15 protein-coding genes are annotated in these 18,255 nt (G+C 59.7%); 1 reads left to right on the top strand and 14 read right to left on the bottom strand.

The window, feature by feature from the left end; all coding sequences use genetic code 11:
- Positions 1-188: 188 nt before the first annotated feature.
- The 13 genes from ABRP86_RS04825 to ABRP86_RS04765 all read right to left on the bottom strand — a co-directional run bounded on the left by ABRP86_RS04825 (position 189) and on the right by ABRP86_RS04765 (position 16,325).
- On the bottom strand, positions 189-557 hold the full coding sequence (locus ABRP86_RS04825) for a Na+/H+ antiporter subunit G (RefSeq protein ID WP_349862790.1): 369 nt from the start codon (positions 555-557) through the stop codon (positions 189-191).
- A 3-nt stretch (positions 558-560) separates the two neighbouring features.
- Positions 561-851 carry a cation:proton antiporter gene (locus tag ABRP86_RS04820; protein WP_005278611.1) on the bottom strand — a complete coding sequence of 97 codons (291 nt, stop codon included), beginning with the start codon at positions 849-851 and terminating at the stop codon, positions 561-563.
- Entirely contained in the window at positions 848-1,381 is a 534-nt protein-coding gene (locus tag ABRP86_RS04815) for a monovalent cation/H+ antiporter subunit E (RefSeq protein WP_005278609.1), read from the bottom strand. Before ABRP86_RS04815 ends, ABRP86_RS04820 begins: the two co-directional genes overlap by 4 nt.
- Positions 1,382-2,923 carry a monovalent cation/H+ antiporter subunit D family protein gene (locus tag ABRP86_RS04810; protein ID WP_349862788.1) on the bottom strand — a complete coding sequence of 514 codons (1,542 nt, stop codon included), beginning with the start codon at positions 2,921-2,923 and terminating at the stop codon, positions 1,382-1,384.
- Positions 2,923-3,399 (bottom strand): sodium:proton antiporter, encoded by a 477-nt coding sequence (locus ABRP86_RS04805; protein ID WP_349862786.1) that lies wholly within the window; start codon positions 3,397-3,399, stop codon positions 2,923-2,925. Before ABRP86_RS04805 ends, ABRP86_RS04810 begins: the two co-directional genes overlap by 1 nt.
- Positions 3,399-6,380: a DUF4040 family protein gene (locus tag ABRP86_RS04800; protein WP_349862784.1), complete on the bottom strand. Its 2,982-nt coding sequence runs from the start codon at positions 6,378-6,380 to the stop codon at positions 3,399-3,401. The genes ABRP86_RS04805 and ABRP86_RS04800 overlap by 1 nt, the downstream gene beginning before the upstream one ends.
- Before the next feature lie 251 nt (positions 6,381-6,631).
- On the bottom strand, positions 6,632-8,701 hold the full coding sequence (gene ftsY / locus ABRP86_RS04795; protein WP_349862783.1) for a signal recognition particle-docking protein FtsY: 2,070 nt from the start codon (positions 8,699-8,701) through the stop codon (positions 6,632-6,634).
- 54 nt (positions 8,702-8,755) lie between these two features.
- Positions 8,756-12,268 (bottom strand): chromosome segregation protein SMC, encoded by a 3,513-nt coding sequence (gene smc, locus ABRP86_RS04790; RefSeq protein ID WP_349862781.1) that lies wholly within the window; start codon positions 12,266-12,268, stop codon positions 8,756-8,758.
- Positions 12,269-12,325: 57 nt separating this feature from the next.
- Complete coding sequence (locus ABRP86_RS04785; RefSeq protein WP_023022945.1) at positions 12,326-12,604, bottom strand: acylphosphatase; 279 nt, start codon at positions 12,602-12,604, stop codon at positions 12,326-12,328.
- A 30-nt stretch (positions 12,605-12,634) separates the two neighbouring features.
- Positions 12,635-14,137 (bottom strand): alanine/glycine:cation symporter family protein, encoded by a 1,503-nt coding sequence (locus tag ABRP86_RS04780; protein ID WP_349862779.1) that lies wholly within the window; start codon positions 14,135-14,137, stop codon positions 12,635-12,637.
- Between the two features lie 53 nt (positions 14,138-14,190).
- Positions 14,191-15,006, bottom strand: coding sequence for a bifunctional DNA-formamidopyrimidine glycosylase/DNA-(apurinic or apyrimidinic site) lyase (mutM, locus tag ABRP86_RS04775; protein WP_349862777.1), 816 nt, complete (start codon positions 15,004-15,006; stop codon positions 14,191-14,193).
- 3 nt (positions 15,007-15,009) lie between these two features.
- Positions 15,010-15,780, bottom strand: a complete 771-nt coding sequence (gene rnc / locus ABRP86_RS04770; protein ID WP_349862775.1) for a ribonuclease III — start codon at positions 15,778-15,780, stop codon at positions 15,010-15,012.
- Positions 15,777-16,325, bottom strand: a complete 549-nt coding sequence (locus ABRP86_RS04765) for a YceD family protein (RefSeq protein WP_349862773.1) — start codon at positions 16,323-16,325, stop codon at positions 15,777-15,779. The genes rnc and ABRP86_RS04765 overlap by 4 nt, the downstream gene beginning before the upstream one ends.
- 150 nt (positions 16,326-16,475) lie before the next feature.
- On the opposite strand from ABRP86_RS04765, the gene ABRP86_RS04760 reads away from it, so the two are divergent.
- Positions 16,476-17,093 (top strand): hypothetical protein, encoded by a 618-nt coding sequence (locus tag ABRP86_RS04760; RefSeq protein WP_349862771.1) that lies wholly within the window; start codon positions 16,476-16,478, stop codon positions 17,091-17,093.
- 101 nt (positions 17,094-17,194) lie between these two features.
- On the opposite strand, the gene ABRP86_RS04755 is transcribed toward ABRP86_RS04760, so the two are convergent.
- A complete protein-coding gene (locus ABRP86_RS04755; protein WP_349852713.1) occupies positions 17,195-17,962 on the bottom strand; it encodes an SPFH domain-containing protein in 768 nt (255 codons plus the stop codon).
- Between the last annotated feature and the right edge of the window lie 293 nt (positions 17,963-18,255).

The following is an 18,255-nucleotide window of genomic DNA, read 5'->3' as shown; positions in this document are numbered from 1 at the left end:
CTGGCGCGGATATGCTGCGTTCCAGTCTAACCCCGCCCAACTTCCGAATGTGCCCGAATTACGGTGGCAATCGGTAAATCAAGCTAGGACCCGCTGCGCTAAGCACCGCGGCAGCGCAAAAGAAGCGCGGGCCGCACCCCTCCTTGGAGGAGGTACGCACCCGCGCTACTCATGAGGAAAGAATAACCCTAGATTTCGTCTTCATCTGCATAGACGGTCTGGATTTTCTCATTATTGTGTTTGGCGTGCTTGACGTCAGTAACCGCAACGCCATAGATGGAACGTCCCAGGTAGAACGAGCCCACCGAGCCGATAATCCACACGCCAAAGCAAGCGATGAGGCCCTTGATAAGAAGCGCCAAAGAAAAGCCATCTTGGCCAAAATCCACCACGAGCTTGGCGACGATAATAAGCGGCACCGCCAAACCCACGGTCGGGCCCATCAGGTTGGCACGGGTCAAGGCATCCGGCGCGCGCCACAAGGAGACCACGGTTGCCACCACAAGGATGGTGGCGACAATGAGCAGAACCGAAGCAATAATCTCATAAACAGCCATGACTTATCGCCGACCTTTCGAAATAATGCGGGCCATAGACAAGGTCGGCAAAATACCGGCCGCGATGGCGCCAATCAGGGCAATGTCATAGGCCAAGGGGGCATTGTTGATCATTGACCAGCCGAGGTACATGCAGATCATGCCGTAAAAGACGATGTCTGACATCACCGCGCGAGTGAGCTCATCGCGGGTTCGCAGCGCTAATAGCACCCCGCACCAGGCGGCCCCGCCCATGATGAACACGCACACCAGTACAACCCAACCGAATGGGGACAATGTTGCAAAATCAATCATCGGTCGGTCTCCTTCCTGCGTTGAATTTTCCGGGCGAGGTGCTTGGGCTTTTCGACGTCCGCCTGGCTCTCCGAAAGCGGAGTGTCCTCCGCCCGCGCGAGGTCCGGCGAGCGCATATAGCGGCCGAGGGTATCCAAGGGGAATTCGTAGAAAGCCTCATCAAGCTCCGTCGTATCCCCTTGCCCAGGAACGCCATAGTCGATGCTCTTAACGCGCGGTGCCAAATGCTCTTCCATATCGGCCAAGTCAGCCACAATCGCCGCAGGATCGGACCCCTGTACCGCTTGTACTAGCACGATGCGGGGCAAGCCCTTGCGCGGTGGTTCGCGCAGTCCCAAAGACAGCGTGCCAGGGGTAGCGGTAATGGAAGAAGTGAACCAGAAAATCTCCCAGGCGCTAGTAACGCGCAGTGGGTACCGAATGATCACCGGGTGGTATTCGTTATCGGGCTTAAATGCTGACATCGCCAGGGTGAACCCAGCAACGAAAATCTCCTTGATGAGCCAGAGTGCATAAGCTACGGCATGCATTTATCGGCCCTCCTGAATGTCATCGATATTAGGTAGTGCGGCTGAATCATCGCCCAAGATGGTGTCAGTATAAGCCGTCGTGTCCAGCAGTTGCTCGGCTGCGGTTTCCACCGCATCAATAACCACGCCGGAGAAAATGAACATGCCCAGCGAGACCAAGATGAGCGCTGCGGAAGGCGCCATGAGCTTCTTGCGGATGATGAGCTCATCTGGAACCTTGTCCGAGGGCAAATCGTGTCCCCAGAAGGCTTCGCGCCAGACGCGCAACATCGCCAAGAATGCTGCGAAGGAGGCGATGATGATGGCGGCAATAGCAATCCAGGCCCAAGCGCCGCCATTGCGGGCGACCTCGAAGACGATCATGAGCTTGCCCCACATGCCGGAGAATGGCGGGAAGCCCACCACGGAGAAGGCACCGGCGGCAAAAATCCAGGCGATGATGGTATCGCGGCGCGCGAGGCCGGATAGCTTGGTCAAGTCACCCGTGCCATAGGTCTCTTCGATAGCACCGGACGCCAGGATCAACGAGCCAACGGTCACCATGTGGTGAATCGTGTACATGATACCGGCGGCCAGGGCGCGGCTTGGGTCTTCCGAGGTAAAGGCCAGCATCACCAAGATGAACGGCATACCGTTGAGCATCTGGTAACCCAGCACACGGCGAATCGTCTTTTCGGTCAGACCACCAAAGGCGCCGATCATCATCGAGATCAGCATGAGGACGATGATGAGGACGTTCCACCGCTGTTCGAGATCGAAAAGCTGCACGTACAGCCGGTAGAGCATGTAGACGGCGACCTTCGTGTGCAGGCCGGAGAAAAGGCCCATCACTGCGGCCGAGGTGCCTGGATAGGTACGCGGCAGCCAAGACTGCACCGGGAAGACACCGGCCTTGGCGGTAATCGCAATAAGGATAATGCCCGCGGCGACGGTCACCGGGCCGTTGCCGGCGGCGGCTCCCTGCAGGGCAGCCAGGTTAACCGAGCCGGTGACGGAATAGATATAGCCGACACCAACCACCAGCAGCGTGGAGGCAAAAAGGTTAACGAGGACGAACGCGCGTCCTGCCGCCAGGCGCGACCACGTACCAGACATGGTGATAAGGCCGTAGGACGGCAGCAGCATGACCTCAATGAACACGAAGAAGTTAAAGAGATCAGCGGTTAGCAACGCACCGCATACACCGGTGATAAGAATCAGCGTGAGCGATGGATAGTAACGAGACTTAGTTTCCCCGCCCACAATGGCGAACCAGTTTGCGCCAAAGGCCACGATCATCGTGGTGATGATCATCAGCGCAGAGAACGCATCCGCAGCGAGCGGAATACCCACGTTGCCTACGTAGAGGCCCACGGTATGCGCCACTACCCCATTGTTCATGGTGTAGATCAACAGTCCCAGGCCGGCGAAGACACCGACTCCGGGGATGATGAGCATGATCGCATCGCGGACGGCGCGCCACGGCGCCAGCAAGGCAAGAGCCGCAGCAATGAGCGGAATGCCCGGGAAAAGCGGAAGAAGTTGGGCTACAACATCAGCCATTATTTTTCATCCTCCTTCTTCCTATTTACCCCGCGTTCAGCCACAGGGGTGTCGTGGTCTACCCGGCCAATGCGATCGAGCTCATTCGCGGATTCTTCCAAGATCGCACAGTTCTGGGCATCGCGGCCCAATGTAGAAAATGCGTGATCGATAGTGTTGTCATCGACGGGTTCTACAACATCGGTGTCATCGTTTTTGCCCATCGCAGCCATGGTCAACAGGATGGTCGAGGTTGCCATGGAGATAACAACTGCCGTCAGAACGAAAGCCTGCGGTAGCGGATCGGCCATCTGGTCATGGGGCACCTCTGAGGGAAAGGCTTCACCTCGGTAGGAGTACACGCCAGTGGCCAACAAGGTCAGGTTGGCACCGTGGCCGAATGCCATCATGCCCAACACAATGCGGACCAAGCCGCGTTGCTGAATGAGGTAGACGGCGCCACCGATGAGGATGGCGATAGTTAACGCGAGAATCATTACTTCTCCCCTCCTCGGTTGGCGTTAGAACGGCGACGTTGCTTTGTCTTTGTCCTTGCCTCTTTGGGGCTCAGCAAAGCGAGCGGATCCGTCGACGGGTTGATTGGGTCTGGATACGGATCGTCCGCATCCTCAACGGCAATGCGCGGCGTGGCCGGCAGGGCCGAGTCATCGTCATGAATCCACGGCAGGTAGTCCCGCTCGGTACCAGGCCTGAGGTAGCCGCCCAAGGCGTTGATGGCCGTCGTGAGCATGCCCAACACGGCCAGGTAAATACCGAGGTCGAAGATGAGGGACGTCGTCCAGTGCTGGCCAAAGGCTTCGCCGTGCAGGGCGGTGAGGAAACCACCATTGCCAAAGCCGTCGTGCCAGAAACCAATAAAGCCTGCCAATAGCGCCGTAATGATGCCAATGCCGGTGAGGTGCACTGGGGTCATCCGGCCGAAGACGATTTCATCGGAACCCCGGGACAGGTAGGTCAGGCCAATAGCCGCACCCATGATGAGCGCCGCGGGGAATCCGCCGCCGGAGGCATTGTGCCCGCGGAAGAAGACGATGACGGACATAATGATGAGCAAAGGAATGACAATATTGATTCCCTTGCGCAGCGGCACGGAGTTCAGCTGCGACTGACCGAATGGCGCCGGGCGCGTACCCGAGCTGAACGGGAAGCGCGGCAGCGTCGTAGTAATGGCTGCGATAACGACGGCGGCCATCCCCAGCACGGACAGCTCGCCCAAGGTATCGAGTGCACGGAATTCCACGATGATGGTGGCCACGACGTTATCGCCACCCGTGATATCCGGTGCCTTGTCGAGGTACCACAGCGCCAAATCCGAGCGTTCGTGGCGGCCCATCAGGCCCCACACGCCGAGGAAGGCCGCAATACCGGCCAAGACGGCAATGACGATGGAGCCTACCCTGCGGGATTTATCAGTAACAGGCTGGAAAGTCTCCGGCAGATAACGCAGCACCATCATCATGACGACCACAGAGAGTGCTTCCACCATGAACTGGGTAAGTGCCACGTCCGGTGCACCCAAGAGGAACATCTGCAAGGTAACTCCCGTACCTGCAATGCCGATCATGACGGCGCCGGTAAGGCGGTTCTTGGTGCGAACCAACCCAAATACGGACAAAGCAATGATGCCCAAAGGCAGCAGGTCCCACGGGTTATCGAGGCCATCGACGCGCGGTTGCAACGGTACGCCGTCGACACCCTCACCAAACAAGGTAGTACCCGCGAGGACGATAACCACGATGACGATCGGCAGGATATGACGGGAAGGGTTGTGGGAATCGGACATCTTGCCCAATACCTGGCCGAGCTTGGCGCAGCCATCTTGCAGGCTTTGTAGGAGCTCGTTGCCGCTGCGCGGCATGAAGTTCCGGCCCTCGAAGGCCGGCCACATCTTCTTGCGGGCAAAGAGACCGGCGATGCCGGCCACCAGCACGAGGATCGAGATGATAAATGGCACGTTGATTCCATGCCATACCGCAAGGTGCGAATGCGTTTCCATGCCCACGGCGCCAACGGCATGCTCCAAAGGCTCATCGAAAATACCCAGGACGAAGACGAGCGGCAGGGACATAAAGCCTGGCAATGCCGCGGGAAGCCACAGGGCAACTGGGGCTTCGTGGACATCGTCCATAGAGCGCGGTCCATCGAAGAATGCGCCGAAGACGATCTTCGCAGAGTAGGTGAAGGTAAAGAAGGCACCGATACCTGCCACGATGAGCAGGATTGCTTGACCTGCGCCGCCGATCGGGGCGTCCTCGAAGGCGGTAAGCATGCCTTCCTTGGATACAAAGCCCAGTAGTGGAGGTACCGCAGCCATGGATGCGGCGCCGATGACTACAGAACCAAACGTCCACGGCATCTTATTCCACAGCGGGCCAAGGCGGCGGATATCGCGCGACCCTGCTTCATGGTCAATGACGCCGATGAGCATGAACAGCGAGGATTTGAAGAGCGCGTGTGCCAAGGTGTGCACCAGTGCTGCCCCAATAGCAAACGGGGTGCCCACACCGATGGTGGCGACAATCCAACCCAGGTGAGACACGGTGGAATAAGCGGTCAGCTTCTTCAGGTCCGTCTTTTGCACCGCGAATACCGCGGACATAACCGCCGTGCCCATACCGACGACGATGAGCACCCAGTTCCATACCGCGACATCGTAGAAGACCGTGGAGAAGCGAATAAGCAAGTAGATACCCGCCTTAACCACGGCCGCGGCGTGCAGGAACGCCGAGACTGGCGTAGCGGCGGCCATGGCTTCTGGCAGCCAGAAGTGGAATGGGAATTGAGCGGACTTGGTAAAGGCAGAAGCCGCGATAAGCACGGCAACGCTTGCAGTCACGCCTGGACGTTCATCCCATACCGAGGAGGCAAGGATCTCAGAGATGGTGGTCGAACCGGTGGTCACCGCGGCGATGCCCAATGCCGTCAATAGCGTCAGGCCACCGATGAACGTCAGGATTAAGGTGCGCTGCGAACCTGCCTCTCCCCCAGAGCCAGAGCGCGCAATGAGCATGAAGGAAGCCAAGGAGACAAGCTCCCAAGCGAGGAATAGGACAACAACGTCATTGGCCAGAACCAGCAACAAGATAGACAGCGTGAATGCCGTCATCAATGTATAAAAGCTCGTATTTCCCTCATTTTTCGGGAGATACGCTGCCGAGTACGTCAACACGACAGCGCCAATAACGAGAGCCAACATGGCGAAGAAGATGCTCAATGCATCTCCGCGCAGAGCGAAACTTACGTCAACCCCCGGTGCAATAAAATCGCGTACCCAGGTGGCTTGGAAACTGAGTTCCTCCCCCGCTGCAATGGCAGAAAAATCCTTAGCAATGAGCACCGCTGCGATGAGAAAGAGGACGGCTAATGGATAGCCCGCCTGTCGGTCCATGACCTTTACGGTCACCGGTGCCAAGATCACTGCCAATGCCGCAAGGAGGACAGCAAAAAGTAGCGTCACGAAATACTTGCCTCACGAACCTTGGTCTTGGATTGGTGCGAATTTCGCACAAATCACTAAATACAGCCATACCAGATTACCATTGCTCACCAGCCCAATCCAGATCACAGTAATCCACGGCTCCCCATGCTCGCGGGGCATACGTGCACGGCACATAGACGAGCGAAAACTCCCCAGCGTCCGCGGCTCTCTCGCTTTTGTAAGCAGCCGGGGTACTGAGGAGTTATCTAAAACGATTGAGAGAGAAGACCCTATTTCTCACCTAACAAGGCATCGACGAATCCTTCGACTTCAAATGGCGCAAGGTCATCGGCGCCCTCGCCCAAGCCCACAAGCTTGACTGGAACGCCCAGCTCCTCTTGCACCTGGAAGACGATGCCGCCCTTAGCCGTGCCGTCCAGCTTGGTAAGCACCACGCCGGAGATGTCCACTACCTCGCGGAAAATGCGGGCCTGTGCCAGGCCGTTTTGGCCCACCGTGGCATCGAGGACCAAGAGAACCTCATCAACCTCGGTCTTCTTTTCTACAACGCGCTTGACTTTGCCCAGCTGATCCATCAGGTCGGTCGAGGTGTGCAGGCGGCCGGCCGTATCAACCAAGACGACATCGACCTGCTGCTCCACACCGGTGGCCACGGCGTCAAAAGCCACGGAGGCGGGATCTGCGCCTTCCTTGCCGCGCACGGTTTCGGCGCCCACGCGGCGTCCCCACGTTTCTAGCTGATCAGCTGCTGCGGCACGGAAGGTATCTGCCGCACCCAGCAGGACGCTGTGATCCATCGATACGAGGACGCGGGCGAGCTTACCGGTGGTGGTGGTCTTACCGGTGCCGTTAACGCCTACGACCATGACGATGGCTGGCTTGCCATCATTAGGCATCGCGCGAATGGAGCGATCCATTTCTGGGTGACAGGCCTCGATGAGGCATTCACGCAGCATCGCACGCGCTTCTTCTTCGCTCGACACGCCACGCTCTGCGATCTTGTCACGCAAAGAATCGGTGACCTTCATCGTGGACTTGGTGCCGAGATCCGCCATGATGAGGGTATCTTCGATTTCCTCCCAGGCGTCTTCATCCAGATCACCGGCGGAAAGAATTCCCATCAGGCCTTGGCCGATGGCGTTTTGAGAACGAGAGAGGCGGCCGCGCAGACGGCCGAGGCGGCCTCCCGCCGGAGCGATGTCCTCGGTGGGTTGGGCCGCCGCAGCAGGTTCGCCATCTGGTACCGGGGTTTGTTCCTTCGCTGCTTCCGCGGCATCCGTTTGTGCATCGGCTGCAGCTGCGGCTTCTTCGGCTTCCTCGTGGTTATCGACGCGTTCTTCGATGTGGTCTGCGTCTTTATCATCTACTACCGCGTCAAAGACCGGCAATTCGTCCTCTACCTCGGCGGCCTCGACGGATACAACGTCTTCTGGGTCTTTTTCTTCATGGTCCAGCGCGCCGCGGTCGTCCGCACTTTCTGCCGCAGGTTTCTCGGCGGCGGCTGGGGCGGATTGCTCGCTGCCGTTCGCTTCTTTACCTTCTGCTTCCTTCTCACCAGAAGCAGGCGTAGAAGCCTGCGCGGAATCCGGCTCGCCAGAGTGATCCTCTGCTTGGCCTGCAGCTTCCTTTTCCGCTTCGTTATCTGCGGCGGATTCTTGTCGGTCACCAGAAGCTGCAGCAGCGGCACCGACTCCCCCAGTGGCGGCTGCAGCGGCAGCGGCCGTGCCGGCAGTGCCCTTACCCTCAGACTTATCCGCGACAGGCTTGGACTCGGACTCGGCCTTAGCTTCATCGCCAGCGCCGTCGTCTTTTCTTATGCCCTTATCCTGCTTGGCTACGCCGCCCTCGTCTGCAGGTTGCTCAGGTTCTGCGGGCTTCTTTGACTGCTCGTCAGATGCAGGTTCTTGGCGCTGCGGTTCTTCCTGCTTGGCCGCTTTATCGGGGGCAGCGTCCTTGTCCTTAGCCGGTTCAAGCCGCTTAGCCGCCGGTGGCTCTTCACCGTTGAGCTGGGCATTCGCGATATCGGTGGCGCTGGGCTCCGACTGCTCCGAAGATTCCGGCTGCTGCGGCTGCTTAGCCTGCTGCGGTTGGGTCTGCCGTGGCTTCTCCTGCGCTACCTTTTCGGGGTCTTTTGAGCCCGCTGGGGCAAAGTTGAAGCCGGACTTCGCCTGGTAATTGCCGGACTTTTGCTCTTGGGTTAGCTGTTTGGGCTCTTCTTCCTTGGGTTTTTCGAAAGAAACCTTCTTGGATTCACCGCGCTTTTTGCCGATTGCAATGAAGACGACAATCAGCACAATGACAACGATTGCTATGCCGATCCATAACCATAAAGAATTCATGCCTCTATAGTGCCAGCCTTTCGGACTTGCGGCACATAGGGGCGGCGAAATCTTCTATTCCGTTGATTGCGGTGCATCAACTCCAAGCCGCGTCGCATCCCGGCTTGCTTGCTCGGCTCCCGGCGCGAGTCCGGCTGGATTCATGCGTTGGGAGATGACCCGGGTGATGCCGTCACCGCGCATGGTCACACCATAGAGGACGTTGGCCACATCCATGGTGGGCTTTTGGTGCGTGATGACAATGAGCTGGGAATCCTTCCGCAACTCCTCGAATAAGGCGATGAGCCGGCGCAGGTTGACATCATCAAGCGCTGCCTCGACCTCATCCATGACGTAGAACGGGCTGGGGCGTGCGCGGAAGATAGCCACGAGCATGGCCAGTGCGGTAAGGGATTTCTCGCCGCCGGAAAGCAGCGACAGGCGCTTGACCTTCTTACCGGGCGGGCGTGCTTCTACCTCGATGCCGGTGGTGAGCATGTCTTCTGGCTCGGTGAGGATCAGCCGGCCCTCTCCACCTGGGAAGAGGGTGTTGAATACCTTGGGAAACTCTGCTTCGACGTCCCGCCAGGCATCGGTAAACAGCTGCAGGATCTGCTTATCCACGTCCGAAATCACCCCGGCGAGATCCTGGCGGGCTTGGATGACATCGTCTAGCTGCGTAGACAGGTAGCTGTATCGCTCTTCCAGCGCCTTATATTCCTCAAGGGCCAAGGGGTTAACCTTGCCCAGCGAGTTCAGATCCTTTTCCGCCTGCTGCAGCCGCGACTTTTCCGCGCTGCGGTCAAAGTCTTCGCCCGGGGTGAAATCGCGCAGCAGGTCAGCGATGGCGATGCCCAGCTGCTCGCCAATCTTTTTCTCCGCTTCATCCAGGCGCACCTGCGCCTGCGAGCGCGCCAGTTCTGCTTCATGCGCCCGTGCGGTTAGCCGGTCGCTATTTTGGCGTGCGACCGATACCGCCTGCTTGGCTTGCTGCAATTGGGAATTTAAGGAGTTGCGCTCATGCAAAAACTCATCGCGCTCAGAGGTGGCGCGGGTTAAGAGTTGGTTGGCCCGCGCGGCCAAGTCCTGTGCGTGTCGCGCCACTGTAGCGGCCAATTGGCCCTGGGCCTTGCGGCGGGCCATGGCTTGTTCATGGCGGGCCTTCGCTTGGCGTTCGTGCTGGGCCTGGCGCCGCAGATTATCGGCCTTGCCGGCAACTTGGCCCACGCGCTCTTGCGCCGAGCGGGCGGCAACTTGGGCTTCCATTTCCATGGATTTTACTTCTTCGAGCGCAGCCGAGGCGGCATCCCTATCGGCAGACGAGGGCTCGTCTGGTTGATCGTCGGCATCGACGCGGGCGAGCCTATCGCGGGCATCGGCAAGCTCCTGGTTAGCCTTCTGCAGCCGCACCTCAATCTCGGTGGCGCGCTGCGCGGACTTTTCCAGCTCCGCTTTATTGGCCTCGTACTGCTTTTCCAAGCGGTGGTGATCGCGCTTCCAGGCATCAACCTCGGTATCGTGCTCCCGCAATGCCGCCTTCGCAGACGCGGCCGTCACGCGGGCATCTTCGGCAGCAATCCTCGCTCCCTCCAGGGTGCCGGAGAGTTCGTGTAGTGCTTGATTGGCCTGCTCTAGCTCCTCTTCGGCCTCCGCGATGCGGGCGGTGACTTCCACGGTAGACGAGGACCCGGTACCGACCTCGACCCACCCTTCGCCAATGACGACGCCCGAAGCGGTCACGGCGCGCAGGCGCGGATCCTCGGAGACGAGGCGCCGGCCGTGGGCAAAATCGGGGACGAGGACGACATCGGCAAGCAGCCGGTGCAACGCCGCCGACACCGCAGGTTGGACCGATATGTGGTCCAGCAGCCAGGAGGTCTGCGGCGGCAAATCGGCATCGACGCGCCACGAGCTCGCAGGCGCGGTCGCCGCCGCATCCAACAGCGCCGAGCGCGGGCCCTTTTCCAAATCCGCAATCAACCCTTCGGTCAACTGCCCCGCCTGCGCCTCCGCAAAGGTGCCCAACGCGGCCGCAACCGCCGATTCATAGGTGGTGGAAATATACGCGGCCAATGGCTGGAATTCTTCGCCCACCTCGACCGACTCGGGGATGGTCTGGGACAGCGTATCGATGCGGGACCGCAGCGTATAGACAGTGCGCTCGCGCTCGCGCTGGGCATCGCGGAGCTGATCCAAGCGCTTATCGGCAGCGCCCGACTCGCTGGCGGCCCGCGTATGCGCCTCCTCCAAAGGCTGGCGCTCCGCAGCATAATTATCCAGCTTCTGCGCTACCTCAGCGGCTTCTGCCTGCGCATTCTGGGTGCGTCGCTGCAGCGAAGCCACGGCCTCTTCCTGCCGCGCCAACTCCTCTTCTGCGCTGGCCACCTGCCCCGCGGCCTTTTCCTCGGCGGCAAAAAGGCGCACCACGCCCTCGCGGCGGTCCGCAATGGCGCGCACCTGCGCCATATGTTCGTGCTCGGCGGCCTCAAATGCTTGCCGACGCTCCGCCACTTCCTCCCGGATGCTTTCTAACCGCTCCGCGGCTTCTTCTGCCGCTACCAGGAGCTCCTCGTGCTCCTCGTCCGCGCGCGTCGCCTTGGCCTCAAGATCATCCGGATCCTGGCCGGCATAGGCGACCTGGGACCCGGCGTTATCCGCCCGCTCCTCCGCGATGCGCTGGGTCGCCGCAATGCGCTCGGACAAGGTGGACAGATCAAACCACAGCTTTTGGGCAGCCTCTGCCTGCGGGTTGACCTCCTCAAGCTGGGTTTCCAGCTCCATTTGATGCTCGGTCGCCGCTTCGAGCTGCGCCGTGGTCTCTTCCACCTGGGTAGATAGGACCGTCGCGGTCTGCTCGGCAGCAGAAAGCTTCTGCCGCAAGCCGACGATGCGGTCTCCGGCCAGGCGCAGGCGCGCATCGCGCACATCCGCCTGCACCGTAGCCGCGCGCTGGGCAGCTTCTGCCTGCCGCGCCAAGGGCTTGAGCTGTTTTCCCAGCTCATCGGTCAAATCCTGCAGGCGGTCCAAATTAGCCTGCATGCCCGTAAGCTTGCGCTGGGCCTTTTCTTTGCGGCGGCGGTGTTTGAGGACACCTGCGGCTTCCTCGATATAGGAGCGGCGATCCTCGGGGCGCGACTCCAGGATTTCAGAAAGCTTGCCCTGCCCCACGATGATGTGCATCTCTCGGCCGATGCCGGAATCAGAAAGCAGTTCCTGGATATCCATCAACCGGGCCTTTGCCCCGTTGATTTCGTATTCGCTCGCGCCGTCGCGGAACATGCGGCGGGTCACAGAGACCTCGGAGTACTCGATGGGCAGGGCACCATCGGCATTATCGATGGTGAGTGTGACCTCGGCCCGGCCCAATTGCTTGCGGTCGCCAGCCCCAGCAAAGATGACGTCTTGCATCTTGCCGCCGCGCAGGGTCTTTGCGCTAGCCTCTCCCATGACCCACGCAAGGGCATCAACCACGTTGGACTTACCGGAACCATTCGGTCCGACGACGGCGCAGATGCCCGGCTCAAATTTGAGAGACGTCGCCGACGCGAATGACTTAAAGCCTTTGAGCGTCAGCGATTTCAGGTGCATTTTGGATAGTGTAGCAAGCCTTTAAGAAACGAGTTGCAGCCAGCATTGGGTTGGCTATTAGCGCTCCACAAAGCCGCTTTCGCCCTTCGCAGCCGCCCACTGCTCAACCACGAGATCGACGCTACCCGGACGGCGGGTGGTGCTTGGTTCCTCTTGCAACAGTTCCAAAAGCTTCTCGCACTCGGTGCGCGGTCCCTCAGCAACAACCTGCACGCGGCCATCTGCCAGGTTGGTTGCATGCCCAGCGAGGCCTAGTTCCAGGGCGCGCGAGCGCGTCCACCAGCGAAAGCCCACTCCTTGCACGTTGCCGTGCACAAAGGCGGTCATTCTTTCCATGTCACTGCACCTTCCTCATTAATAGCGATATTAATAGCGATCGGCCTCGCCGCGATCGCGCAAGATTCTGCGGTCAGCATCGCTGCGGCGGGTCACGGGGTCGGAGCCGTCCCAGCACTCCACACCGGGCACATCCGGAAGCATATCGCGGTGGAAGACCGGATCGACTCCCTTACTGCGCTGCTCGTTGAAGTTCTTCAGCAATTGGATGGCCACGCCGGATAGCGGGACGATAGCGATGATATTCAGGATCACCATCGTCGCGGCACCGGTATCCGCCAGGGCGAAGACCAAGGGCAAGGAGCCGACGGCACCGAACCAGACGAAGAACAGCACCACAAGGCGGAAGATATTCAGCACCGTTTTATTGGTGGTGAGGTATTCCAGGTTGGCTTCTGCCAAGTAGTAATTGCCCAAGATGGAAGAAAAGGCCAGGAAGAACAAGATGAAGCTGACGAAGTGAATGCCCCAGTGGCCAACCTCGGCGGACAAGGCCGCCTGGGTAAGGGAAACGCCCTCGGCCTTTTCGCCGTAGGCTACTTCCGGGCCGAGCAGGATCAGGAAGGCGGTAATGGTACAGACCACGATGGTGTCGAAGTACACGCCCAAGGTCTGCACCAGGCCCTGCTTGACCGGGTGGGAAACGGTGGCGGTAGCCGCCGCGTTAGGGGCAGAACCCTCGCCGGCCTCATTGGAAAACAGGCCGCGCTGGATGCCCTTCATCATCGCGGCGCCGATGCTCGCGCCGGCGATTTCCTTAAAGCCGAGCGCGTGGCCGATGATATCGCCCAGCATGCCCGGGACCTTGTCAAAGTTCGTAATGACCACGAAGCCGCCGATGAGCAGGTACGCCAGGGCCATAAACGGAACGACCACCTGGGTGATATTGGCAATGCGCTTTACGCCGCCAAAAATGATGAGGCCCGCGGCAATCGCGATGATGATGCCAATGATGGAGCCAAAGGTGGCATCGTCTTCGCGGCCGAAGGAAAAGGCCACGGCCTCAGCGATGGCGTTGGTCTGGAAGGAGTTATAGACCAAGCCGAAGGTAAAGACGATGGCGATAGAGAAAAGAACGCCGAGCGGGCCCCAGCCCAGCCCGCGCTTCATGTAGTAGGCCGGCCCGCCGCGGTACGTATCGCCATTGCGGACCTTCCACAGCTGCGCCAAGGTGGATTCCACAAAGGCGGTAGCGCCGCCGAGGAGGGCGATGATCCACATCCAGAAGACGGCACCAGGACCGCCCAGCGAAATGGCCACCGCGACGCCGGCCACGTTGCCGGTGCCCACGCGCGAGGCAGCAGAGATGGTAAATGCCTTAAATGCGGAGATTCCCCCGCTTCCTGCGCCCTCATCCTCATCGTCGGTTTTGGGGCGCTCGACCACAGCGCGCAGCATATCGGGCACCTTGCGGATCTGCACCACTGCGGTGCGCGCACCGAATAGAAGGCCCGCTCCAATGAGCAGCCAGGGCAGGATGTATGTCCACACGCCATCGTTAAATGTCGTGACGACATTTTCGAGAAATTCCATGCGGATTAATTTACTGCCTGAAGGTCTACAACGTGAACCTCACAGGTAAAGCACTATTGGCAGTGGGGGCAATAATGGCTCGAGCGGCCCCCGATGACGGAGCGCGCAATGAGCGAGCCGCAGCGGGAACATGGCTGGCCAGCACGGCCATAGGCCGCAAGCGAGCGCGCAAAATAGCCGGATTCACCGTTGACGTTGACGTACAAAGAATCAAAGCTCGTTCCCCCCGCTTTGAGGGCGGCAGACATCACGGTCTGTGCCGCGGCCAATAGCGCCACGGCATCTTTCTGCCGCAGTGCCGAAGCCTTCTTGCGCGGTGAAATGCGCGCTGCCCACAGCGCTTCATCGGCGTAGATATTGCCAATGCCAGATACCAACGTTTGATCCAATAGCGCCGTCTTTACCGCGGTTTTCTTCTGCCGCAGGCGGCGCGCGGCGCTGGCGATATCAAAATCGGGTTCCAGAGGGTCCAAACCGATATGCGAGATCGTGGACCACGGCGCATACAGCCAGTATCCAAAGGTGCGCTGATCCACAAAGTGCAGCTCGGTGCCATCGCTGAGCCCTACCGTGATGCGGCGATGCGGCGAATCGGTAGGGCCGATGCGCAGTTGGCCCGACATGCCTAAGTGAATAAAAAGCACGTCGCGGTGGCTATCCATCGGGTCCTCCCCCACGAATTCCAGCCACATGAATTTGCCGCGACGGGCGACCGCTGCGATTTCCTTACCCACTACAAGGCCCGCTAGCGGTTCATCTTGGCCGCGGTTCGCCCGCGGGTGCGCAATGTCTACCACCGTAATTTCTTTGCCCACGACGTAGGTTTCCACCCCGCGGCGCACCGATTCTACTTCGGGCAACTCTGGCATTACTTAGCCTTCTTTATGGGCGGTCCCTTGCACCAGCAACGGGGTTTCGCGCAGAGTTTGGCACGCCTCTTGCGCAGCCTGCTGCTCCGCTAATTTCTTATTGTGGCCCTGCCCATTTCCCACGGTCAGCCCAGCGACGGTGGCAACCGCGCTGAAGGTTTGATCGTGTTCTGGGCCGGTAGCCGTAGCCGAATAGACCGGCATGGGTGCCTTCAACTCAGCACACAGCTCTTGCAAGGTGGTCTTCCAGTCCAAGTGGCGCCCGCTGACGGAGGCATTATCGATCTTTTCTGCAAATAGGCGCAGGATAACATCGCGGGCGGTTTCAAAGCCGTGCTCGCGGTAAATGGCGCCGAAAATCGCCTCGGTGGTATCCGCAAGGATGGAATCCTTATCGCGCCCACCGGTGGACTGTTCGCCCTTGCCCAGCAGAATATGCGGGCCCAGGTTGATTTCACGCGCGATATCGGAAAGCCCATAGCGCGAGACGATGGACGCACGCATCTTCGAGATATCGGATTCGGGGCGCGATGGATACGTCACGTATAGCTTCGCCGCCACCGATAGACCCAAGACGGCATCGCCCAAGAACTCAAGGCGCTCATTATTAGGCAGGTGCCCGTTTTCATTAGCAAAAGAACGGTGCGTCAGCGCCAACCGCAGATTGTCCGGTTCCAGGGCAACGCCGAGCGATTCCAAGAGCGGGGTGTGATCGACCGCCGCGAAGGTGGCGTCCCACGCCTCTTGCCCGGTTAGCTTCTTCTTGCGGCTCATAGGAATTTCTCCAGACCTGCCCAGCGCGGGTCTATCTTCTCCTCTTCCTCTTCTTCCCCGGAGATTCCGGTGGTCACACCCTCTGGGGTCTGAATATCGCAGCCGTCTTCGCAGACGGGGGCGAAGGGAAGGTTCAGGCCGACTTCATCAATCACCGCCTGGAGAAGATCCAGCTCATCGTCTTGGATTTCGGGGATTTCATCGCCCGAACCGGCATCGTCAGAATCGGCTTCATCGCCGCTGACAAAGGATTCATCGGCGGCAAAAACCTGGGTCACGTGCAAATCCAGCTGCGGGTGGAGCTCTTTTAAGCAGCGCGCACACTCGCCCGTGAGAACGCCCGAGATATCCGCATCAACCAGAACGCCTGAACCCAGCGGGGTCAGGGTCGCGGCAACGGTGAGATCTTCGCCCTTTGGGATGGCGATCATTTCCACGCCAATCCTTTCCGGTGCAGGCCCCGTCTGGGTGCGTTGTTCCGGCATTGCGTCAGCGCCTTGGGCGTTTAATAATTCGCCCACATCGAACTTCAATGGAGATGTCATAACAGTTGGTAGTCTACCCTGCCTCGCCAACTCCGCGTAGTTGCTGGCACGACCGCATTTTCTGGCAAGAAACTGAAGGTTTGGGCATAAAGCGCTATGGCTTGCCGGTTTTCCCTTTCCTGCAGGCCGCGGCGGCCTTAGCCTGAAGGCATGACTTACAACTTGGCCGCGGCCTCAGGAGATTTGAGCGCTATCGCTCCTAGATTCGGAGTGTTGTGCTGCCTTCCCGCCACCTTCTTGGTCATCTCTGGGGCAGTCCTCCATCGCCTGCCCAAGGCTGACCACTCTGGCATCTACGGCGACAAGGGCCTGCGCCTTTCCTCCGCCCTCATCCTCAGTATGTGCGCCGGGCTTATCGCCGGCGCGATTTTGGTCATTCCCTCCGGCCTCGACCTCACGGTGCTTACCGGCGCCCTTGCATTTTCTGCCAGCGCCGCCGCCATCACGTGGCTCTCACGTGAAGCCCTTGCCTGCGCGTTGCTTAGCGTCGGCGCCATGTTCCTTACCACCGGCGCGGTCATTAGTCTTAGCGCGATGTTCTTCCCTCAAGACTTTATGAACGGTTCGGTGACCTCGCTCTCCTCCTACTTCACCACGGCCTTGGTCACCTTCCTCTTCCCCGGCCTGGTCAGCGCGGGAATCGTCGCCTTCGTGGCGGTCCAAAGCCAGCGCCCTCACCCTGCTACGAATGCTGCTGAGGCCACGCTTGCCGATGCCCCCTCATCGTCCCCCGCCCCGCGCTACTCCAACTCGCGCAGCTCGGTCTAGCCTCCCACAGGCACAATAAGTCCTGCTGCACGGCGACGCGGTGTTCGCAAATCACCCGTGCAGCAGGACTTTTTAAGCGTCGTGCCTTTTCGCCAGAGCGGTTAGCGCTCGGTATATCGGCGCTCGTAGCCGTCGCCCTCACCATAGCGCGGGGCGCTAGCACCACCGCGGGAAGAACCGGCGTTCGTGGACGGCAGGTAGTCGCCGCCGCGAGAGCGCACGCCGGCCCCACCGCGCAGCGCGGAACGATCGGAGTTTACGGTGCGCAGGAGGCCGCTGAGGGAACTTTCAAATTCGCTAAGCTTGCTATCTACAAAGTCATCGCACTCCGTGCGCAGCCGGTTGGATTCGGTGTATGCGGTCTCCACGATCCGGTTGGCTTCTTCGTTGGCACGGCGGACGACTTCAGACTCAGAGACCAAACGTTCTTGTTCTTGGCGGCCCTCAGCCACCGAGCGTTCGTATTCCTCGTTGGCCTGAGCAATGGTGCGGTCTGCATCTGCGCGGGCTTGCTCAACGGTGGACTGGGCGCGTGCCTCGGCATCGGCCACTAGCCGCTGCGCATGTTCTTCTGCCTGCGCAACCGTGGTATCGGCCTCTTGGCGCGCCTGGCTCACCATGTCGGTGGCCTCCGCAGACGCCTCATTAATGGTGTTATCCGCACGCTCTTCGGCGCCGCGGATAATCTCGTCTTGCTTGTCTAAAACATCCTGCGCATCGTCGATTTCTACGGGCAGCGCGTTGCGCAGGTCATCGAGAAGCGCCAGCATCTCATGGCGGGGAACCAAGCAATTGGAGGTCATGGGAAAGCCAGAAGCCTGCTCCAAATGCTGAACTAATTCATCAAGGGATTCAAAGACACGGTACATGCTGGGAATTCTACAACGCGCCACCCCGCATTGTGTGGAGGGCGCGCCCTGGATCCTCAGGCCAATGCAACGAAGGCTAAAGCTCTCCGAGTTCAATTCGCTTCCCGTGTGCGATTAACCCATTTTCCCTCCACATACCTGCGGCACTGGCGCATTCAGCCGCATTGTCCGCGTGGCTCTAACTCAAGACCAACCCGATCCTTCTAGGGCTGGCCACCGAGCCACCAAAGGGCGAAAGCACGTGCCGCAGCAATGCAAAAGCTCCCCGTCTCCCCGCGGGTGCGGGGAAATGG

Source organism: Corynebacterium sp. KPL3927 (genome assembly GCF_040225835.1).
Classification (GTDB): domain Bacteria; phylum Actinomycetota; class Actinomycetes; order Mycobacteriales; family Mycobacteriaceae; genus Corynebacterium.
Note: the sequence above shows the minus strand (reverse complement) of the source record. Positions and strands in the feature narration are given on the sequence as shown.